Source organism: Tamaricihabitans halophyticus (assembly GCF_004340875.1).
In the GTDB taxonomy this organism is placed as follows: Bacteria; Actinomycetota; Actinomycetes; order Mycobacteriales; family Pseudonocardiaceae; genus Tamaricihabitans; species Tamaricihabitans halophyticus.
The window spans coordinates 303783-324462 of sequence record NZ_SLXQ01000003.1; the positions used below are offsets into that span (position 1 = coordinate 303783).

22 protein-coding genes are annotated in these 20680 nt (G+C 66.2%); 9 read left to right on the top strand and 13 right to left on the bottom strand.

Translation table 11 applies throughout. From position 1 onward, the window contains the following. The 5 genes from EV191_RS11865 to EV191_RS11885 are packed head-to-tail and all read right to left on the bottom strand — an operon-like array spanning position 1 to position 6117. Positions 1-1728: an ABC transporter permease subunit gene (locus EV191_RS11865; protein WP_132877024.1), complete on the bottom strand. Its 1728-nt coding sequence runs from the start codon at positions 1726-1728 to the stop codon at positions 1-3. Next, positions 1725-3200, bottom strand: a complete 1476-nt coding sequence (locus EV191_RS11870; RefSeq protein WP_132877025.1) for an ABC transporter substrate-binding protein — start codon at positions 3198-3200, stop codon at positions 1725-1727. Before EV191_RS11870 ends, EV191_RS11865 begins: the two co-directional genes overlap by 4 nt. An 18-nt stretch (positions 3201-3218) precedes the next feature. Further along, positions 3219-4529, bottom strand: coding sequence for an MDR family MFS transporter (locus EV191_RS11875; protein WP_132877026.1), 1311 nt, complete (start codon positions 4527-4529; stop codon positions 3219-3221). After that, positions 4526-5305: an ABC transporter ATP-binding protein gene (locus tag EV191_RS11880; protein WP_132877027.1), complete on the bottom strand. Its 780-nt coding sequence runs from the start codon at positions 5303-5305 to the stop codon at positions 4526-4528. Before EV191_RS11880 ends, EV191_RS11875 begins: the two co-directional genes overlap by 4 nt. Then, entirely contained in the window at positions 5305-6117 is an 813-nt protein-coding gene (locus EV191_RS11885) for an ABC transporter ATP-binding protein (protein WP_243658899.1), read from the bottom strand. The genes EV191_RS11880 and EV191_RS11885 overlap by 1 nt, the downstream gene beginning before the upstream one ends. A 260-nt stretch (positions 6118-6377) precedes the next feature. On the opposite strand from EV191_RS11885, the gene ykgO reads away from it, so the two are divergent. The 5 genes from ykgO (at position 6378) to EV191_RS11910 (ending at position 10270) form a co-directional block, all read left to right on the top strand. Next, on the top strand, positions 6378-6500 hold the full coding sequence (gene ykgO, locus EV191_RS11890; RefSeq protein WP_132877029.1) for a type B 50S ribosomal protein L36: 123 nt from the start codon (positions 6378-6380) through the stop codon (positions 6498-6500). Positions 6501-6567: 67 nt separating this feature from the next. After that, positions 6568-7611, top strand: coding sequence for a CobW family GTP-binding protein (locus EV191_RS11895; RefSeq protein ID WP_132877030.1), 1044 nt, complete (start codon positions 6568-6570; stop codon positions 7609-7611). A gap of 151 nt (positions 7612-7762) precedes the next feature. Next, positions 7763-9163, top strand: a complete 1401-nt coding sequence (locus EV191_RS11900; protein WP_132877031.1) for a serine/threonine-protein kinase — start codon at positions 7763-7765, stop codon at positions 9161-9163. Between the two features lie 51 nt (positions 9164-9214). Beyond that, complete coding sequence (locus tag EV191_RS11905) at positions 9215-9784, top strand: hypothetical protein (protein ID WP_207894503.1); 570 nt, start codon at positions 9215-9217, stop codon at positions 9782-9784. A 12-nt stretch (positions 9785-9796) separates the two neighbouring features. Continuing rightward, entirely contained in the window at positions 9797-10270 is a 474-nt protein-coding gene (locus EV191_RS11910; RefSeq protein WP_132877032.1) for a GNAT family N-acetyltransferase, read from the top strand. Between the two features lie 55 nt (positions 10271-10325). Here the strand turns inward: EV191_RS11910 and EV191_RS30960 are convergent, their stop codons facing one another. Further along, complete coding sequence (locus EV191_RS30960) at positions 10326-10721, bottom strand: PIN-like domain-containing protein (RefSeq protein WP_132877033.1); 396 nt, start codon at positions 10719-10721, stop codon at positions 10326-10328. Further along, positions 10702-11352: a DUF433 domain-containing protein gene (locus EV191_RS11920; RefSeq protein WP_132877034.1), complete on the bottom strand. Its 651-nt coding sequence runs from the start codon at positions 11350-11352 to the stop codon at positions 10702-10704. The genes EV191_RS30960 and EV191_RS11920 overlap by 20 nt, the downstream gene beginning before the upstream one ends. A gap of 142 nt (positions 11353-11494) precedes the next feature. Here EV191_RS11920 and EV191_RS11925 point away from each other — a divergent pair, with 142 nt between their 5' ends. Further along, positions 11495-12067 (top strand): HhH-GPD-type base excision DNA repair protein, encoded by a 573-nt coding sequence (locus EV191_RS11925; RefSeq protein ID WP_132877035.1) that lies wholly within the window; start codon positions 11495-11497, stop codon positions 12065-12067. Positions 12068-12071: 4 nt separating this feature from the next. On the opposite strand, the gene EV191_RS11930 is transcribed toward EV191_RS11925, so the two are convergent. Then, positions 12072-13058 carry an NAD(P)-binding domain-containing protein gene (locus EV191_RS11930; protein ID WP_132877036.1) on the bottom strand — a complete coding sequence of 329 codons (987 nt, stop codon included), beginning with the start codon at positions 13056-13058 and terminating at the stop codon, positions 12072-12074. A gap of 215 nt (positions 13059-13273) precedes the next feature. Here EV191_RS11930 and EV191_RS11935 point away from each other — a divergent pair, with 215 nt between their 5' ends. Further along, positions 13274-13990: an SDR family oxidoreductase gene (locus EV191_RS11935; RefSeq protein WP_132877037.1), complete on the top strand. Its 717-nt coding sequence runs from the start codon at positions 13274-13276 to the stop codon at positions 13988-13990. Positions 13991-14007: 17 nt separating this feature from the next. Here EV191_RS11935 and EV191_RS11940 read toward each other — a convergent pair whose 3' ends face one another. Continuing rightward, positions 14008-15615, bottom strand: coding sequence for an ABC-F family ATP-binding cassette domain-containing protein (locus EV191_RS11940; RefSeq protein WP_132877038.1), 1608 nt, complete (start codon positions 15613-15615; stop codon positions 14008-14010). Positions 15616-16003: 388 nt separating this feature from the next. Between EV191_RS11940 and EV191_RS11945 the strand changes: the two genes are divergently transcribed. Together EV191_RS11945 and EV191_RS11950 are read left to right on the top strand one after the other, a co-directional pair. Then, entirely contained in the window at positions 16004-16585 is a 582-nt protein-coding gene (locus EV191_RS11945; RefSeq protein ID WP_132877039.1) for a TMEM165/GDT1 family protein, read from the top strand. A 37-nt stretch (positions 16586-16622) separates the two neighbouring features. Further along, positions 16623-17375 carry a sulfite exporter TauE/SafE family protein gene (locus EV191_RS11950; protein ID WP_132877040.1) on the top strand — a complete coding sequence of 251 codons (753 nt, stop codon included), beginning with the start codon at positions 16623-16625 and terminating at the stop codon, positions 17373-17375. A 26-nt stretch (positions 17376-17401) separates the two neighbouring features. Here EV191_RS11950 and EV191_RS11955 read toward each other — a convergent pair whose 3' ends face one another. From EV191_RS11955 to hisC, 4 genes are all read right to left on the bottom strand, one after another. Next, on the bottom strand, positions 17402-17653 hold the full coding sequence (locus tag EV191_RS11955; RefSeq protein WP_132877041.1) for a hypothetical protein: 252 nt from the start codon (positions 17651-17653) through the stop codon (positions 17402-17404). Between the two features lie 147 nt (positions 17654-17800). Further along, positions 17801-17923: a methionine/alanine import family NSS transporter small subunit gene (locus EV191_RS11960; RefSeq protein ID WP_132877042.1), complete on the bottom strand. Its 123-nt coding sequence runs from the start codon at positions 17921-17923 to the stop codon at positions 17801-17803. Further along, the gene (locus tag EV191_RS11965; protein ID WP_132877043.1) at positions 17923-19449 is read right to left on the bottom strand and encodes a sodium-dependent transporter; all 1527 of its coding nucleotides are present in this window, start codon (positions 19447-19449) and stop codon (positions 17923-17925) included. The genes EV191_RS11960 and EV191_RS11965 overlap by 1 nt, the downstream gene beginning before the upstream one ends. Before the next feature lie 50 nt (positions 19450-19499). Next, complete coding sequence (gene hisC / locus EV191_RS11970; RefSeq protein ID WP_243658902.1) at positions 19500-20573, bottom strand: histidinol-phosphate transaminase; 1074 nt, start codon at positions 20571-20573, stop codon at positions 19500-19502. Between the last annotated feature and the right edge of the window lie 107 nt (positions 20574-20680).

The window sequence follows — 20680 nt, forward strand, 5'->3', positions numbered from 1 at the left end:
TTAGTTCCGGGTGCCGCGAATGCTGCCGGCGAGCATGCCGAGTAGGGCCAGCCCGATGGTCGGCCCGGCTATCGTCCACGGCGCGCGCTCCAGATAGCCAAGCGACTGGGCCAGCATCGCGCCCCACTCCGCGGAATCGTGCGGCGCGCCAAGGCCGAGAAAGCTCAACGCGGCAATCCCGAGCGCGTTATGCGGCACCCGAACCACCGCATGCCGTAGCACCTGTGGAAACACCGAAGGCAACAGGTGTCGGCGGAGGATCCAGCCGCGACGCGCCCCGCCAAGCGTTGCCGCCCGCACGTACCCGGAGCCGCGCGCCTGCACCGCGAGCGTCCTTGCGTGCACCGCGAGCGGAATCCAGCCGACCAGCACCACGGCAATCGCCGCGCCGAACAGACCGCTGCCGAACGCCGCCGCGATCACGATGCCCACCAGCACCGGCGGTAGCGCGTTGAGTACATCGGGCGCGCCCGCGCGTCCCCGTCGCGAGGCGAGGCCGACCAACAGTCCGATCAGCAGACATACCGCGGAAACCAGCACGGCGGTGCCGATACTGAGCAGCGCGCCGGAACTGAATCGCGCCAGGATGTCCCGCCCGACCGCGTCGGTACCGAGTGGATGCGCTGCCGAGGGCGCGGCCAGTCGCTCGGTGAGCAATACCGAGCTACCGTCCCTTGGCAGTCCAGCGAGGACAATGAGTCCGAGTAGGACGGCCAGTACGGCAGGAAGCTTCGAATTGGGCTGCGATACCGGGATCGCCGCTGGCACCTCCGCGGTGTGCAGCACTGAGCCAAGCAGCGCGCGATGTGCCAGCATGCCCGCGCCGCCAAGACCGAGACCGAGCAGGATCAACACCAGAACGCAGCCCTGTACCAAGGGCAGATCCTGGGAAAGCAAGCCATCCAGCGCGGTCTGCCCCAGACCGGGAATCGCGAACGCGGCCTCGACCGTGACCGCGCTGCCGAGCAGTCCGACAAACAGCAGTACCAGCTGCGGGATCGCCACCGCGATGCCTCTACGCAACAGTGCGAGCAACACCTGTGGCCGACTGAAACCGTTCGCACGCCAGGTGCGTACCCACGGTTCGGCGATCGTGGCGTCCAACCCGCCACTCAACGCCCTTGCCAACAGCCCGCCGGCCGGAACGCCAAGCGCCAGCGCCGGCAGCGGCAGCGACTCGACGCCGGACCAGCCGAAGGTCGGTAACCAACCCCAGTGCACCGCGACAACCGCGAGCAACAGGGCGGCAAGCACGAACTCGGGCAGCGAGCCGAGCAGGCCGGCTACCGCACCGCTGGTGCGCCCCAACGGTTTCCCGGTCCGCGTCGCCCGCCACAACCCTGGCAGCAGTACCGCCGCGGCGAGCAACACCGCGACTGTGGCGGCGGTTCCCGCCAGCGTCGCGGAAACCCCGAGCGCACTGGCTACCTCGGGACCGACAGGTTGCCTGGACACCCAGGAGATCCCGAGGTCACCGCGTGGCAACCCGGCCAACCAGTGCAGCACCCCGAGTAGCGGGTTGGCCGGGATATCTAGCTCGGCACGGATCGCCTCGAGTGCCTGTTGATCCGGCTCGCGTTCGGCGAACCGCATACGCAGTACCGTTCGGGCTGGGTCGGTACCGCTCAACCACGGAAGCGCGGCGACCACGAGCAGCACGGCAAGGCAACTGGCCAGCACCGTGCCGGCGGTGCGCGCGGTTCCCGCGCCGAGTGTCCGCAAGGTCATTGCTTGGCGGTGTCCTTGGTGATGATCTGCCGCTCGAACGGGTCTTCCGCGATCCCGGTTACCCCTTCGCCGAGCCCGAACCGGGTCTTCTCGTGGGCAAGCGGGACCAGCACGTCCGCGGCGAGGATTTGCTCGGATATGTCGACGGCGGCCGCGTTGCGCTCGGCCGGATCGCTGATCTCCGCGGCATTCCTGATCAGACCGTCCACTTCGGCATCGCAGTACCTGGCAAGGTTGTAGCCGCCGTCGCAGGCGAGATCGCTTGCCAGCCACCCGATCGGATCGCCGGTGTCCAGCACATAGGAGCGGGCGCCGATCACCGCGTCGTAGTCCCCGCGTAGCAGCGCCGGCTCGAGCGCGGCGTATTCCTTGACCTCGACCGACACCTGGAAACCGGCCTTGCGCAGAGCTTCGGCCACGGCCGATGCGGCTTCGGGAAGTTCGGCACGATCCGAATAGGTCGCCAGGCTGATCCGCCTGCCGTTCGGGTCGGCCGCCTTTGCCTCGGGGTAGCCCGGTTTCTCCGCCCAGGAACTGGCCGGCCCGAACAGCCCAGCTGGCGGATCCGCGTCGCCTTCGTAGATGGTCTTCGCGATATCCAGGTCGGCCACGGCCGCCCGTGCCGCGGCCCGCAGCTCGGCATCCCGGAACACCGGGGATTCCTGGTTCAGGCTCAGATTCACGGTACGCGGCAATGGAACCGAGACCAGCTGGTCCGCGTCGAGGGAGCCAAGCTGTCCGGCGGGTAGCGCCTGCGCGATATCCAGTTCTTCGGCGCGTAGCGCGCGAGCGCGGGAGTCACCCTCGCTGAGGAATCGCACGTCGATCCCTGGCGTGGCTGGCTTGCCACCCCAGTAGTCATCGAAGGCTTCCAGCGTCGCACTGGTTGCCCCGTTCACCTTGGTGAGTACGTACGGCCCGGTGCCGGCGCGCACTGGATTCGGCGCGGTCGGATCGTCTTGGTATGCGCGCTCCGCGAGGATCATCAGCTCGGGTGAGGAAAGGCGCTGGATCAACACCGGGTCGGCCTCGGCGGTGCGCACCACCACGATGTGCTCGCCTTCGGCGGCGAAGTCGATATCCGTCTCGGCGAGCGAGCGCGGTGTGGGTGTCGCCTCCTTCGCCTGTTGCAGGCTGGCAACGACCTGTTTGGCGGTAACCGGGGTGCCATCGTGGAAGGTGGCGCCGGTGCGTAGCCGCAGCCGCCACGTGGTCGGATCGCTCTCCCGCCAGCTGGCCGCGAGTGCTGGCTGGGGCGTACCCTCAGCGTCCAAAGTGACCAGAGTCTCCGCCGTGCCCATCCGCGTCGCGGTTGCGGCGTCATCACTGAACGGCGACATCGCCTTGACCGGTGGGAAGGCGAGGCCGAGCTGGATGCGGTCCGTCCCCTCGCCCTGCCCGCCGGCGAAACAACCGGAAACCAGCGTGGCGGCGGCGAGTACGCAGAGCAAGCTCCGCTTTCGGTGCGGCACGGCACTATCCTTTCTCGATTAGCAATGCACGTCCGAGCGCAGCGCGGGGCTGCGCCGGGTGAGCCAGATCAGCACAACGGCGCTGATCGCCGGCAACGCGGCGGTCAACGCCCATGGCAACACCGCGGCGGGGCCGCTCGTGCGCGCACCGTCCAAAAGGGAGCCGAGCGCGGAGCTGCCGAGCAGCACGGCCACCCCGCCGGCGGTATGCAGTACGCCGAAGTGCGCGCCGAGCCGCTGCTCCCCGGCAAGGCGGGCAACCGCGTCCTGCGCCACCGGGACCGCGGCCATCTGACCGAGGGTGAGCAACACGACCAGCGCCACGGCAGGAGCGTAGGCCAGCGCGCCCGCTGGCGGGGCGAAACCCACGGCCATCGCCACCGTGGCAAAGGAAGCCGCGAGTAGCGCGAAACCGATCGGCAACGCGCGGGCGCTGCCGAGCCGCCGTCTGGCGAAGGTGGCAATCGGCAACTGGCCGACCACCACCATGCCGGCGGCCAGTGCGAACAGCCAGCCAAGCGCGGACGTTCCGCCGGTCGCTCGTTCCAGTTCCACTGGCAACGCGAGGTAAAGCTGGTTGTAGCTGAGCAGCCAGGTGCTGTAGGTCGCCGCGAAGATCAGGAACTGCCGGTTGTGCAACACCTGTGCCCAGCCAGCCAGCATCGGTTCGCCCTGATGTGCGGCCGGTTCGCGCGGTAGCCAGCGCAGGAAGGCGAACAGGATCAGCACGAAGACCCCGGCCGCGGCCAAACAGGTCACCGTGAAGTCCACGCTGAGCAGGAATGCGCCCGCCAGTGGCCCGGTGACCGCGCCAACCTGGGCGAATACCGCATAGAGCGCGAACATATCGGCACGGGCGATGACCTCCCGCTGTTCCAGCTCGCCCGATTGCCGTGCCAGTTCGGCCTCCACCGCGGGGGAGAAGAGGGCCGCGGCGAACCCGGTGAGCACCGTGCCGATGATCAGCATGGGTAACTCGGCGGCGAAGGCGAGTACGACAAAGCCCGCGATCCGGATGATGCAGCCGTAGAGCACCACCGGTTTGGTGCCAAACCGGTCCGCGAGCGCACCGCCGAGAAAGAACAGGCCCTGCTGGCTGAACGTGCGCAACCCGAGCACCATGCCCACGATCCAGCCGGCCATTGCCAGGTCCGTGGCCAGATGCGTCGCCAGAAACGGCAACACCAGGTAGAAACCCAGATTGAAGGCCAGCGAGCTGAGCAGTAGCAGCTGCGGCACGATGGGCAGGGCACCGAAGCGCCCGAGCAGGGCCCAGCGCCTGGCCAGGTTATCGGTGCTCCGGGCGCGCACCTTGGTCCGCGTGCTCATGAGCCGGCCACCGGCAGGCGCGGTGCGGCGCTCAGTAGTTGCCGGCTTGCCGCACTGGCCGGGGTGCGAAACACCGTGTCAACGGTGCCGAACTCGGCGAGCTGCCCCTCGGCGAGCACTGCCACATCATCACAAAGTCGTTCCACCACGCCGAGATCGTGCGAAACAAGCACCAGCCGCAGGTTTCTTGTTGCCGCGAGTTCGTCGAGTAGTTCGAGTAGCTGCACCTTGGTGTGCGGGTCGAGCGAACTCAGTGGTTCATCTCCGATCAGTACCGATGGTTCTGGGGCGAGCGCGCGAGCGATCGCGATTCGTTGCCGTTGCCCGCCGGAGAACGCCGCCGGTTTGTGTTTGGCGGCACCGGAATCAAGGCCAACGGCGGTGAGCAGTTCGGTCACCCGCGCCGCGTGGTTTCCTGCGATTCGCAGGCAGTGCAACGGTTCCCGGATGATGTCCGCGACGGTCATCCGTGGGTTCAGTGAGCTGGCTGGGTCCTGCGCGACATGCTGTACTTCGCGGCGGAACCACGCGAGCTCGCGTGCCGCAGCGGGAGCGATCTCCTTGCCGCGAAACCAGATCTGTCCGGAGTCGGCAGTTTCCAGTGCGAGCAGCAGGCGTAGCAAGGTGCTCTTGCCTGCGCCGGATTCACCGATGATGCCGAGATGCCGGTCGGCCGGCATGCTGAGGTCGATGCCGTGTAGCGCGATTCGCGCCTGCCCTCGATGCATCCGGTATTGGCGATGCACGCCCTGTAGTTCGAAGAGTGGAGTGTTCATCAGCCAACGGGTTCCGGGGTGCTGCTCGGGCAGAGCGCGTGGGCGGCTGCCACCAGCTCGCGGGTGTGTTGCTGGGCTGGTTGTTGGATGATCTGCCGCACCGGGCCCTCTTCGACCAGTTTCCCGTTTCGCAACACGGCAATCCGGTCACACAGCTGGGCAACGACGGCCAGATCATGGCTGATGAACAGCAGTCCGGGCGGCTGCTCGGCCTGCCCTTGTTGGGCGCGCAAGGTCTCGTCGAGCACGCCGAGGATTTCCCGCTGCACCGTGGTATCCAGTGCGGTAGTCGGTTCGTCGGCGATCAACAGCCGAGGTTGGCAGGTGAGTGCCAGTGCGATCCCGGCCCGTTGCCGTTGCCCACCGGATAGTTGCGGCGGGCGTAGCCGAGCGATCGCCGGATCGGTCAGCCCCACCTCGGCTAGTAGTCGCTGTGCTTCGGTCTCGGCGGCCGCCCTGCTGAACCCGCGCAGTCGGCGAAGCGGGTGGCGCAACTGTGCTCGTACCGATGTCAGCGGGTTGAGCGCCACGGCGGAATCCTGGAAAACCACCGCGGTGTGCCGGCCGCGTAGCGGTGCGAGCACCTTTTCCGGCTGGTTCAGGATCTCCGTGCCGCTGATCCGCACACTGCCGCTGCTGCGCGCGGCATCGGGCAGCAGACCGGCGATGGCCAAGCCGGTGAGTGATTTCCCCGAACCGGATTCGCCGATCAGCCCGACTCGCTCACCCGCTCTGATCCGCAGTGAAAGGTCGTCGACGGCGGGGCCGCCGGTGAACCGGACGGTCAGCCCGGCTAGCTGGGCGACATCCACGCGATCCTCCATCGTGCCCGCTGTCGAAAACGAAAATAACATTCAATAACACGACGGCGGGTAAGAGGGCCGGCTGGCCCTCAGGCGGTCATCCGGTGGTCAGGTTACCCGGTTGCGTTGGCCGCGATAGCTATGCTGTGACGTGTCGAATTGGCAAGTATGTCCAGGTTGTGGCGTTGCACGCACTCGCCGTGACGATTAATGGAAATGAAAATCAACTCCATGTATCCTGAGGCGCGTATGCCGGCATGGAGGATGTTATGAAGGTGCGTAAATCGTTGCGGTCGTTGAAGAATCGACCTGGTTCGCAGGTGGTTCGCCGGCACGGCAAGGTGTTGGTGATCAACAAGCGCAATCCGAGGTTCAAGGCACGCCAAGGCTAGCGGGCTGGGCACGCTCGGTAACCGCGTTCTTTAAGGTTAGCGCGGTTCCTGGAGGAGGGATGGCTGGTTGGGTACGCGCGGCATTCCGGTGACGATCATCGCGGGTTTTCTCGGCTCCGGAAAGACCACGCTGCTCAACCATCTCCTCGGTAACCGCGCTGGCCTGCGGATCGGGGTGATCGTCAACGATTTCGGCAGCGTCAATATCGACGGTATGGCGGTTGCCGGTCAGGTCGATTCGATGCGCATGCTGGACAACGGCTGCCTGTGCTGCGCGGTGGATGCGAGCGGGTTGGACGCCATGCTGGATCGGCTCGCCAGGCCGGGCGCTCCGATCGACGCGATCGTGATCGAAGCGAGTGGCCTCGCCGAACCGCGCGCCATGATCAGGATGCTGCTGGCGAGTGGTAACCCGTTGATCGAGTACGGCGGGCTGGTCGAGGTCGTGGACGCCGCTGAGTTCCCGGCAACCCGACAGCGCCATCCGGAACTGGATACGCATATCGGTCTCGCCGATCTGGTGGTGTTGAACAAGACCGACCGGTTGACCGCTGGCGAGCTGGCTGACCGTCATGCAGCCGTCGCGCGGCTGGCCGGGGATGCCGCGGTGCTGCCGGTAAGTCACGGCAGCGTGCCGACCGAGCTGCTCTTCGAACCCGCTGAAAGGCCGGTCGGCACGCGGGTTGGTGAACAACTCTCCCTCGCCGACCTCGTTGCGGACGCTGCGGAGTGTGCCGCTGACGAGGAGCACCCGCATCTGCATTCGATGTACCAGACCATGACGTATTTCGCGCCGGATCCCTTGCATCCACGGGAGTTTGTCCGTTTCGCGACCGAGCGGCCGAATGGTTTGTACCGGATGAAGGGTTTTGTCGATTTTGGTTCGCCGGGCGATCGGCGGAAATACAGCGTGCAGACCGTTGGCGCTTTCCTGCGGTTCGAGCGATCTCGCTGGTCACCGGGCGAGCAGCGGGCCAGTCAGCTGGTGCTGATTGGGGCCGGGTTGGACGAGCCGGCCGTACGCGAACGGCTGGACAGCTGTCGTGTTGCCGTGCACGGCGCCGTCGATGACCAGGCCATGCTGCCGGTACATCGGTATCTACGCGGCTGAGGAATGCACTGGATCGGGCATTGCCCAGCGGATTACTCTTTTGCTGAGACAACCTAGGGTCTATCTGTCACGTTAGTGGGGTAGGGCCGAAGGGGATGCCAGGCCGGCCGGGGGGCGGCTGAGCTGGGCTCAAGCGATACGGGTGGTGCATATGTGGCAGGTCGCGGGCTATCGCCAGGTGCGGGAACTGGGTTCCGGCGCCTCCGGGAGAGTGGTACACGCGGTACACGAAGCCAGCGGCACGGCGGTGGCGATCAAGTACATCGCACCCCAGTTACTGGCGGATTCGGCGTTTCGCGAGCGATTCCGCGCCGAGGCGCGGCTGCTCGCCGGGTTGTCCGGGGCGAACGTGGTGCGCTGTTACGACTACGTCGAGGACGGTGCGGGCGCGGCGATCGTGATGGAACTGGTTGACGGCGTGACGCTGCGGCGAATGCTGGACCAGTACGGACCGATGCCGCCAGAGGCGGCGTTGCTGCTGTTGAAGGGTTCGCTGCTGGGGTTGCAGTCCGCGCATACGCAGGGTGTGGTGCACCGCGACTACAAACCCGCGAACGTGATGGTGCGGGGTAGCGGCGAAACCGTGCTTACTGACTTCGGAATCGCGGTGCCGGCAGGCGCGACGGTGACCGCCGAGGGCACCCCGGCGTATCTCGCGCCGGAACAGTGGCATGGCGTACCGGCCTCGCCTTCGGCCGACGTGTACGCGGCGACCGTGGTGTGCTTCGAATGCCTAACCGGTCAGCGGCCGTATCCGGAAAGCGACCTGGACACCCTGAGTCGCGCGCATGCCACGGCGCCGATCCCGGTGCAGGCCGTGCCGGAGCCGGTGCGCGGGCTGGTCGCGGCTGGGCTCGCGAAGGATCCAGCGATGCGGCCTGGCTCGGCTTCCGGGTTCCTGGCCGAACTCGAATCCGTGGCAAAACGGACTTATGGCACTGACTGGGAGGCGACCGGGCGCAAGACGCTCGCCGGCCTTGCCGGCGCCCTTGCCGCGTTCTTCCCTGCCGCGCTCGCGCTCGGCAGTGGGTCCGAATCGGTATCCGGTGCCGCCACCGCGGCGCCAGACCCGGTGGGCGCGACGGGGACACAGGTCGCGTCGCCTGCCACACCGCCGGCAGGGCCGGAGGTGCTGGGTTCCGCGGGGACGAAGGTGGCAACGGCGGCAGCCAAGAAGGGTTTGCTGGCGAAGGTGCTTGCCTCCAAGGCAGCGTTGATCGGCGCCAGCGCGGTGGCGGTCGGTGCGATCGTGACCGGCGCGGTGCTCGTGGGGAACTCGGGTTCGGAGTCGCCGCCGGCGCAGCCGGGTTCGGGTGGGGTGGAACGTACCGAGCCGACCGGTGCCCCTGGCCCGTCCGGCGAGAACGGCCCCAGCAAGACCGATGGGAACGGCCCGGGACCGAAACCGACGGAGGAGACCGCGCGGCCGAAAACGGCCACAGCGGAGCCGAGCCCGGCGAGTGATGCGACACCGGAGGGCGACTCGGGTCAGCGATGCGAGGTCACCGAGTACCCGGATGGCTCGAGGGAGAAGAAGTGCTACAGCAACTAGCGCCGGGAAAATCGCCTGCGGTCCGGAGCGCGGTCATGTGACCATACGGTCATGCGGCCCGAGGTCGGGGACAGCCTGCGCAGCTGCGCGGACTGCGGTGGTTTCGAGTACGGCGGCGCGCCGAACTGTGCCCACTGCGCGGCCCTCGTCGACGAGATCCTGGAAGCGCAGTGGCGGCGGTTTTACGCCGAGACCGGCTGGTCGGATGAGGCCGAGCTGGCGCAGCTGGTCGCGCTCGAGCCGGACAAGTATGACTGGCGGGTGCTGGACGCCGCGCTGGACCGGATCGGCTGCACCGAATGCGGCGGCCGGCTCAGCAGGGGCCCGATGGACTGTGCCGCATGCAATCTCGCGCACGGGTACCGCTACGTGGCCATCGAGGTGGACCGACCGCGCGTGCCGCCGGGCAATGAACACGCGATCCGGGTGAACGTCTCGGTCGTCCGCCGGCCACAGATGACCTCGGCGCAGGAGTTGTTGGGCCGGCGGTTGTCGTTGCCTGGCCTGCTTGTTGGTTTCCTGCCGACGCTGGCGCACGCGCAGGCGGCGAGCGCGCGGCTGAAGCAGGGCGCGTCGGCTGCGGAGTTTCTGGCCGAGCTGTACCAATGGAACCAGGGGTAAGGGGTAGCCGGGATGAGCGAGTGCGCCGTCCGCGCCGCGCGAGACGACGAACTGCCCGCCGTCGCGGGGCTGCGCTGGCGGTGGGTCGTCGATCAGGGCGCTACGCCGGCGATAGACCGGGGTGAGTTCGTCGCGCGGTTCGTCGACTGGGCGCGGCTCAATACCGCGACTCACCACTGTCTGGTTGCGCTGCGGGATGAGGTCGTGCTCGGGATGGCGTGGCTGGCCGTCCTCCCGAGGGTGCCGGCCCCGAATGCGCTTGACCGGATTTCCGGTGATGTGCAGTGTGTTTACGTTGTGCCCGAGGAACGCGACAGCGGGCTTGGCGGACAGCTCATCGAGGCCGTACAGAGCCTCGCGCGGCAGCTCGGCGCGGAACGGGTAACCGTGCATTCGAGTGCCCGCGCGGTTCCTGGCTATGCGCGCTGGGGATTCGAAACCTCGGACCGGTTGCGGCAGGTCAAGCTGAACTATCCGGCCGAATAGTGGCAAGTGGACTGTCGAGTCCACTTGCCCAGTTTCGCGGTGGTTCAACGAAAAGCTAAGGCCAGGTGGCTCGGATGTCGTTGTGGCCAACCGCGTACGCGCGTGGCCCGCCACGTTCCACGGCACGATATATCTGGCGCTGCGAGCGATGCAGGCGATTAATCATTTCTGTTACCAGAAGTCGCTGGTTATCCAGGTAAAACAACACACCACGGTGAGTTTCCAGCGGGGCACGCTCAGCGTGGCGACCTTTAATCCGGCCATCCTTGCACAGCGGGGACCAGCCTCGTTCGAGTCCGTAGGCCAGCCAGATCTCGTCCACGACATCCTGAGCATCGTTCGGAAAGTGATCCGCGATGCGATGAATCCGCCAGCCGAGAGCCGTAAGACCCTCTGGTACACGACGGCCAAGCCCGCGATCAACGAAAAATTCAGGCTGCTCGAGTGACACGGCAGATTGCCTCGACCTGTTCCCTGGTCAAGTCGTAGTCGTCGGCAACGTCCTCTAGCGACTCGCCGGCAAGCCAAAGATCTACGACGGCGTCAACCGGAACTTTCGTGGAGGCAACTACCGGCGCTCCCCAGCCGAATCGCGGATCGATAACTACTGGCGCAATATCTGGGTACTGGCGAAGTTGCAAGCTACTGGCGAATCCGTCGTTCGCGTCCCAGCTGACATATCGCAGGTAGTCGTCGATGACTTCCCGAATGGGCCGCTGACCATCGGCAGCTCGCGCGAGATCGTCATGTGCATAATGCACAAAGATGTCAATGCCGTCAGTAGCGATCTTCTTGGTAGCAAGTGCGTACGGGGTATCGAAAGCACGCCGGACTTCGGCCGCAGCATCCCGGATCTTACGCTTTGTTAAGCCGAGATCGCGCAGCGCGCGCAAAACGTACGCTTCTACGACGGCCACAAATGGTACGGATGGCCAGCCACGCTTTTCGGCTCCGACACGATGGACGAGCGGCGTGCCATCTGCTTCTTCTCCTAGCCAGTAGTACACAGTTGACTCGGGGATTCTGAGGTGGCGTGCTAGCTCTTTCGGCGTCAGAAGCGGGTCGGTGAACTTGTCAACCATGTCCCCTCCCAACTGTCGAAGTAATCGTCCCACATGACTGTGCTGACATAGTGTAGCTCGGCCGACCCGCGCAAAACGGGCAGCCGCCTGGCTTGTTTTGCGGGATCGGCCGGCGAACGCGTCGCATGCGAAGATGGACCGTATGGCCAAGAAGCTGCGTCTCACCGGCGACGCCGAAGCCGACAAACTGCTGAGCTCGGACCCGTTCGCGCTGCTCACCGGGTTGTTGCTGGACCAGCAGTTCCCCATGGAACACGCCTTCGCCGGGCCACGGAAGATCGCGGACCGGATGGCGGGGTTCAGCATCACCAAGATCGCCGAGTCCGACCTGGACGAGTTCGTCGAGCTGTGCGTGCAACCACCGGCGATCCACCGGTACGGCGGGTCGATGGCACGCCGGGTACACGCGCTCGCCAACCACGTGCTCGAAGAATACGACGGCAAAACCGACGCGATCTGGAAACGTGGTAAGCCGGACGGCAAGGAACTGCTGCGGAGGGTGAAGGCGCTACCCGGCTACGGCGAGCAGAAAGCGCGGATCTTCGTCGCGCTGCTCGGCAAACAGCTCGGCGTCACCCCAGACGGCTGGCGCGAGGCGGCCGGCGCCTACGGCGAGGACGGCTCCCGGCGCTCCATCGCCGATGTGACCAGCGAGGAAACCCTCGCCGAGGTGCGCGCCTTCAAGAAGGCAGCGAAAGCGGCCGCGAAAAAGTAGCTCGTTAAGAGCCGCGGACTTCGCGTTCGGCATGGTGCAGCGGATCCCGCTGCGCGGCGGCACGCAACCGCTCAAGGCTGGCCATCGCCTCCGGCTGGGACCACTCGGCCGCGAACGCGCCACTGAGGATGTCCTGGTGCAGCACACGCTCGAAGTACTCGCGGAGCGGGTTGTCCCGCGCACCCAGTTCCGCCAGCCCGCGCAGCTGACCGTACTGCGAGGTCCGCGAGTGCAGCGGTAACTGGCCGAGCAAGCCGTGCTCTGCCGCCCGCGCGAACACTTCGGCCGGCTCCGCGGACAGGTACATCTCGTGCAGGATCGCTTCATCGGAGAAACCCACGTCCCGCTGCACCGCGTAGGCAGCACTCAGCAAGTCCATGATCGCCGGCCAGATCGCCTGCTCGGTGAACAGATCCAGCGCCGCCTCCTCCCGGGCACTGGATTCGATCGCACCCTGCACGGCCGCGCCGATACCAGCCGCGATCGCCAACGCGGTTGGCCACGCGCTGCCACTCGCATCCCGTTCCACCGACACGAAACAGGGATAGCCCTGCCTGGCGACGAACCGATCCCGCACCGCGGCGCCGATCATCCGTGGTGCCACCATCACCACGTCCACCCCCGCGGGCACCTCGAGCAGTCCGAACGCCCAGTTGTAGCCGCTGGCCAAGACCAGCGTGTCGCCCGCCCGCAGGCCCGGTGCGAGCTGTTCGGCGCATACCTCCGGTTGTACCTCGTCCGGGATGAGCAGGAGCACTACCTGCGCTCGGTCGGCCACCTCGGCGATCGGCAGCGGAGCGAAGCCGGCCTCCGCCGCCGGCCCGAAGTACTCGTCGGCTCGGTTGCCGACCAGCACCGGAACCCCGCTGTCACGTAGGTTCCGTGCTTGCGCGGCGCCCTGGTTGCCGTACCCGATGATGCCGACCGTGCGCTCGCCGAGCGCCGCGATATCGGCGTCGGTCTCCCGGTATATCCGTGCTTTGGTGCCCACCGGCGAACCTCCGTCGTTCGTGTCAGCTGGCGGATACCCAACTGGCAGTTAACCCAGTCCAGCAGGCCACAAGGGCCGTCGGAAAGCCCGTTTTCGGGTGATCGCCGCGCCGAAGTTCTTCCGATGCCTCGCGGTTCGGTCGGGCACTGCATACGGTTGGCTCGGCAGGTGGATCCTGGGCCACCCAAATCGTGGATGAATACGGAGGCAGAGGGATGAGCTGGTTCGAGGGCGCGCGGATCGCGGTCACCGGGGCCGCTGGCGGGATCGGTCAGGTGACCTGCGAGGTGCTCCGCGAGCGAGGTGCCAGGGTGTTTGCTTTGGACCGCGCGGAAACCGACGCGGGCGAGTACGTCGCTTGCGACGTGACCGACGAGGACAGCGTTGAGCAGGCGGTGGCCCGGATTCAGGAGCTCGCCGGGGGCGTGGACGGCCTGGTCGCCGCGGCCGGGGTGGTCGAGGACGATGTTGCGGCCGAGGAAATGAGCGCGGCGGAGTTCGACCGGGTGCTCGGTGTGAACCTGCGTGGTGTTTTCCTGTGTTGCACCGCGTTCGGCAGGGCCATGCTGGCCGAGGGGGCCGGTCGGATCGTGACGGTGTCCTCGATGTCCGGCAACCACGTGGTCAACGTGCCGCAGAAACAGTGCGCGTACAACGCCTCCAAGGCAGGGGTGAGCGCGTTGACTCGCTCGCTCGCGGTCGAGTGGACCTCCCGTGGTGTTCGGGTGAACACCATCGCGCCCGGCTACGTGCGTACCTCGTTGCTGGACCTGAAACAGCACCAGTTCGACGGCTGGCTGAGCAATACGCCGGCTGGGCGGTTTGCCCAGCCGGCGGAAATCGCCAAGGCGATTGCCTGGCTGCTCAGCGACGAAGCGGACTTCTGCTGTGGCAGCGAACTGCTCATCGACGGTGGTTACTCCCTCGCCTGAGCGTGCTGGCCGGGTGATCAGTTCAGCCCGATCACCCGGCCATCGTGCAGCTGTAACTGCTGGCCTTGCCATCGTGCACGGAGCCACCGGTCGTGCGAGGCGATCACTACCGCGCCAGGTGCGGCGCGCAGTGCCTCCTCCAACTCCTCGGCGAGGCTCAGCGAAAGGTGGTTGGTCGGCTCGTCCAGCAGTAACACCTGCGGCGGATCCGCTAGTAGCAAGGCAAGCGCGAGCCGGCGTCGCTGGCCGACCGAGAGCTCGCCGACCGGCCGGGCCAGATCGCGCGGTGCGATCAGTCCCAGATCGACAAGCGGCACCGCGGCCCGTTCTTCCGGGTACAGCTGTAGTGGAGTGCGTTCCGGACGCGGAAAGACCACATCCTGCTCGAGTAATCCAATCCGGACTCCGCGAGCCCGGTGCACCGAGCCCTCGATGGCCAGCTGGCCGGCAAGGGCCAGCAACAGTGTCGACTTGCCCGCACCGTTCGGTCCAGTCAGCAGTAACCGTGACCGCGTTGAAATGTCCAATGCGGACACCTCGACTCGGCGGGGAACCCGCAACTCGCGCACCGAGATCGCTAGCTTGTCCACCGGTGCGGTACTGGTGAGCGTGCCACCAAAGCGCAGTTGTGCCGGCGGTTTACGGACCTGGTCCCGCTCCAGCTCGTCCAGTCGCTGCTGCGCGTTGCGCACTCGTCGGGAGATCTGCTTCTGGATGCGACCGGCCTTGAAATCGTAGGCCATCTTCGCGTTGTCCGTCGGTTTGCGATTCGGCGCAACGTTTCGCGCGGTTACCCGAACCGCGTAGCGCAGCGCGCCCAGCTCATCCTGTTCTTCGGCATAACGTTGCTCCCAACGGGCTCGTTCGGCTTGTTTCGCCGCCAGATAGTCGGAGTATGCGCCGCCGTATCTGGTCGGTCCGTCCTGCGCCGGGTCCAGATCGACGATCTGCGTACATACCGCATCCAGAAACACCCGGTCGTGCGAGGCGAGTACGACCACGCCCGGCAGCTGGCTCAGGTGTTTTTCCAGAAATCCCGCGGCGTCGTCGTCCAGGTGGTTGGTTGGCTCGTCGAGCAGTAGCGTGCTCGGCTGCCGGATCAGCAGCGCGGCCAGACCGAGCCGGGATCGTTGCCCGCCGGAAAGCGTGCCGAGTTGGCGATCCTGTGCGATATCGGCAAGGCCGAGACCAGCGAGTACCAGCTCCGCTCTGCGGTCGGCGTCCCAGAGGTCGTGCAGCTGCGCCCATTCCAGCAACTCGCCGTATTCCCCGAGGGCATCGGTATTGGTCGGATCCGTGGCCAGTGTGCTGGCCAGTGCGACCAGCCTGCGCTCGATGAACCGGATATCCGCGAGCGCATCGTCCAGTACCTCGGCAACCGTCTGGGCCATCGTGAACGGGAGTTCCTGAAACAGGAAACCCAGATCACCTGGCCGTTCCACGGTTCCGGTGTCCGGCTGCTCGATGCCGCTGAGCAGTCGGAGCAATGTGGACTTACCGACGCCGTTCTCGCCGACCAACCCCAGCCGCCCGCCGGGCGCGGCGGTCAGCGAGACGCCGTCGAGTACCGGCCGCCCCTGGTAGGCCTTCGACAGATCGCGCGCGATCAACGGAAAAACAGACATAGTCGACACCACCGAGAAAACTCGCAATGGCTGCCCGCCGGGCACACGTCCCATCCATGACAAGGGGCCTCGGACGCGGGCAGTGGTGATGTCAGTTCCTCATGATGCCGACCATGATAACCCTGAGTGGTCGGCGTCGCGCAACCCGGCGGTGCGCCGGAAACGGTGTGTGCCGTGGCACATACGCAAACTTCCGGGGAAGCTGGTAACGTTCGCGGTGCGAAGGGGAGTAGCCCCCAATGCCATGGTCGACAAACTGACACCGGTTCGGTGTCCGGCCAGGCAGCCTTCAGCGGAGGCGGGCGAGACCTTCGACCCATGGCAATATGCCGGGTCGATGGTCGCTTGCTGTCCTTTCGGTCCGGTGTGGATCGAGGGGAAGCTTCGAATGTGGACCGCTTTCGCAGTCAGTTTTCTGGCTATTTTCGTGGCCGAGTTAGGCGATAAATCGCAGCTAATGGCGATGGTGTTCGCCACCCGCTACAAGGCCTGGCAGGTACTACTCGGCATCACCATCGCAACCACCGTGGTGCACGCCCTTTCCGTCGCGCTCGGCTTCGGGCTGGGCGAAGCGTTGCCCACCGGCTGGATCTCGCTGGTTGCCGCGGTCGCCTTTCTGGGCTTTGCCGCGTGGACACTGCGCGGCGACTCGCTCAGTGAGAACGAGCAGAAAAAGGCGTCGCATGCCAACAAGCGCTCCGCGGTCATCGTGGTCACCGTTGCCTTCTTCCTCGCCGAACTCGGCGATAAAACGATGCTGGCCACGGTCACTCTCGCGGCACAGCACGACTGGCTGGGCATCTGGATCGGTTCCACGATCGGCATGGTGGTCGCCGATGCGCTCGCCATCGTGGTCGGTCAGCAGCTCGGCAAGCGGCTGCCGGAGCGTGCGATTCGCTATGGCGCTTCGGCGCTGTTCGTTGTGTTCGCCATCTGGCTCGGTTGGGAGGCAGTGACGGAACTCGCTTAACGAACCATAACCGTCCGATCGGGATTACCGTGTCCCGATGACCGGGCTGGAGATGCTCAGTGTTGCGCTTGCCGGGGTGCTGGCCGGTGGGATCAACGTCGTCGTTGGATCGGGCACGCTGGTGTCCTTTCCGGTGCTGCTTGCCGTTGGTTATCCGCCGGTCATCGCGAATATCTCCAACGGGCTCGGTCTCGTGCCAGGATCGGTGTCCGGCGCGATCGGCTACCGGCGGGAACTCGCCGACCAGTGGCCACGGGTGCTTCGGTTGGGCGTCGGCTCACTGCTCGGTGGGATAACCGGCGCGGTGCTGTTGCTCGTGTTGCCACCGGAAGCGTTCGAGATGATCGTGCCGGTGCTGATCGTCGTTGCGATCGTGCTTGTTGTGCTGCAACCGAAACTCGCCAAGCGGCTGGCGGCGCGGCGCAGCGGAGCGCGCGTGGACGTGGGACCGGTGCTGCTGTTCGCGGCGTTCGGTACCGGTGTCTATGGCGGCTATTTTGGTGCGGCGCAGGGTGTCCTGCTGCTCGCGTTCATGGGTGTGTTGCTGGACGAGAGCCTGCAACGCCTGAACGGCGTGAAGAACGTGCTCGCCGCCTTGGTGAACCTGGTCTCCGGGCTAGTTTTCGTGCTGGTGGCGGATGTGGCCTGGGAGGCTGTTGGCCTGCTCGCCGCGGGGTCCATTGTGGGCGGCATGATCGGTGCGAAGATTGGCCGCAAGCTGTCGCCGACCGTGCTGCGTGCGGTGATCGTGTTGGTCGGCCTGGCCGCCCTCGGCCAGTTGCTGTTCTAGCGCGTGATCTTGGGGCCTGGTGTTGATCATGGGTCTTCGACGTAGCTGTACTTCGAGAAGTCCTCATCGGTCCGTTGCGCGATACCGATCTGCTGTCGCGCGGTCGCATCCAGCGCGGCGAAGACCGCGGGGTGCGTCGCCGCCTTGCCGGAGGCGATATCCGACCAGGCCAGCTGTCCAGCATTGACCAGCTCTACGACGTCCCGCCACTGCGCGGGTGCGGTTGACCCGGTGGCAAATGCGATCAACTGCTCGACGTCCTCGGCCGGTGTGGTCATCGCCGTCGCTCCTACCGCTGAAAGGACTGGTTGACCGAACCAGCCCGCCTTGCGTGACATCTACTGTGATGATGTCACATGGCTAAGCGGTTCCACGGTAAGAACTATTGTTTGCGTTCGAAACGGCCGGCAACGCGGTATCCCGGGTTAGGCCTGGGTCTCTTCGTCGGGCCGGTCCGGGTGCCGGCGCAGCAGCAGCAGGGCAACGCCCAATCCACCCCACACCACCACGATGGCGATGATCAGCATGACAATCGCGCTGGCGGACATCAGTTCTTCGCCTCCTCGCCGGCCTCGGTCGGCTGCGTTTCCCTACCGCCGTGCTTCCACGGCAGCACGGACATGATCACGGCAAACACGATCACCCCGAGCGCTACCGCCCAACCCGCGCTGATCAGCAGGGAAGTCGGGTAGTCCTCGTAGTTCGCGGACAGCTCGGTACGCAGGCTGTCCCACATCATCCAGCCGAGCACGATCGGCGTAATCAGGCCGAGCATGATCCGCCACCAGCCGCCGAGCGGCACGGCGGAGGTCTGATTCGCGTGTCGCTGCAGCACCGGCAGCTTGCGCATGATCCAGGAGACCGCGATCACCACGACCAGGCCGGCAAGCGCGATGCCGTACTGGTTGATGAACCGGTCGACCACGTCGAGGATGTACATCCCCTCGTTGGTCGGGAACAGCGCGATCGACACGAGCGCGGTGACCCCGCCGGCGCCGAGTACCGCGGGCACCCTGCCGATCCCGGTACGGTCCTGTACCGCGCCGACGACCACCTGCACGATGCTGATCAGCGAGGTGAACCCGGCAATGGCAAGCGAACCAAAGAACAGCACGCCGAACAGCGCGCCTGCCGGCATGTTCGAGATGATCTCCGGGAACGCCACGAAGGCGAGTCCGATGCCGTCCGTAGCCAACTCGCCGACCGGGACCCCGGCGGCGCCGGCCATGAACCCGAGGGTGGCGAACACGCCGATCCCGGCAAGGATCTCGAAGGAGCTGTTGGAGAAACCGGCCACCAGTGCCGAGCCGGTCAGGTCGGCCTTGCGGCGCAGGTACGAGGTGTAGGTGATCATGATGCCGAAGCCAATGGACAGCGAGAAGAAAATCTGTCCATAGGCGGCAACCCAGACGCTGCCGTTGGTGATCTCCGACCAGTCCGGGGTGAACAGCGCGTTCAGCCCATCCACGGCGCCAGGCAGGGTCAACGCGCGCACCACGAGGACAAGGAACAGCACGACGAGCAGCGGGATGAAGATCCGGTTCGCCCGCTCGATGCCCTTACGGACACCAAGCAGCAGCACGCCGAGCGTGATCACCCATACGGCGATCAGTGGCCAGGCCACCCCACTCACGTAGGACGTTGGCGCCCCTGGTTCATCGGCGACCTGGAGGAAGTCGTTGAAGAAGAACGAATCCGGGTCGTTTCCCCATTGCTTGTTGATCGAAAAGCCCGCGAAGCGCACCGCCCAGGCGACGATCACCGCGTAGTAGACCGCGATCACGAAGGAGACGCCGACCTGCCACCAGCCGAGCGGCTGCGCGGCCTTGGACATCCGCAGGAACGCAGTCGGCGGGGCGCCCCGGTACTTGTGCCCGATCGTGTACTCGAGGATCAGCAGCGGAATGCCGGCTGTCAGCAGCGCGACGAGATAGGGCACCAGGAACGCACCCCCGCCGCCGTCGTAGGCGACATAGGGGAACCGCCAGATGTTCCCGAGCCCGATCGCCGAACCAATCGCGGCGAGCAAGAAGCCCGCTCGAGTGCCCCACTGTTCCCGTGGCCTGTCCTGCATGGCCGAGACTCCTTATTTGTCCCGTATACGCACACCTGTGCGGGGGAACTCTAACGCTGCCAGCTGGCCGCTGCGGCCAAAAACGCGTCGTTTTCCTCGGGTGATCCAATCGTGACCCGGCAGCCATCCCCGGCGAAGGCGCGCACGATGACCTTGTTGGTCAGGCAGTGCTCGCTGAACTCCGTGGTCCGCTCGCCAAGCGGGAGCCAGACGAAGTTGGCCTGGCTCGGCGGTACCGCGAAACCTGCCTCGTTGAGGACACCACTGACCCGCTCGCGTTCCTGCGCGATCTCGCCGCAGCGGGCGAGTAGCTCATCGGCCGCGTCCAGCGATGCCTGTGCCGCCGCCTGGGCGATCCGGTTTACGCCGAACGGCACGAAAACCTTGCGCAGTGCCTCGGTGACCACGGCCGGCGCGATGCAGTAGCCGACCCGCAGGCCGGCAAGCCCGTACGCCTTGGAGAAGGTGCGCAGCACCGCGACATTACGTCGTTGCTTGGCCAGGGTCAGGCCGTCCGGCACCTGTTCGTCGGTGACGAACTCGCGGTAGGCCTCGTCCAGCACCACGAGTACATGCTCGGGTACCTCGTCGAGGAAGCGCTCCAGCTCCGCCTGACGTACCGCGGTGCCCGTCGGATTGTTCGGGTTGCAGACAAACACCAACCGGGTTGCCGGAGTGATGGCCGCGCGCATCGCGTCCAGGTCGTGCACATGCCCCGCGGTCAGCGGCACACGGCGCTGGCCGACCCCGACAACCTGCGGCACGATCGGATACATCTCGAAGGACCGCCAGGCGAACACCACCTCGTCCACCGGCGTACACAGCGCTTGCACCAGCTGCTGGCAGAGGGTCACCGAACCGCAGCCGATCGCCACCCGCTCGGCGTCCACCCCGGCGCGGGCGGCCAGCCGTTCGGTCAACGCGGTCGCACCGGAGTCCGGGTAGCGGTTGATCTCGGCGGCCGCCGAGCCGATCGCCTCGAGCACGCTCGGCAGTGGTCCCGCGCTGACCTCGTTGCTGGCCAGCTTGATCGCGCCGGACACGGTTCGACCAGGTACATACGCGGGCAGGGCGGCGAGGTCGGCGCGCACCCGCACCCCGGCGGGCACCTCGTCCTCGGACACGGCGGCTCCTCGTTCTTGGGTTCTTCGGCTCTTGAGTCGGCCTGACGTTAGCCGCTCCATGCCAGGCTAGCCAGCGGGTTCCCGCATCCTGCCGGCCGCTACGTCTT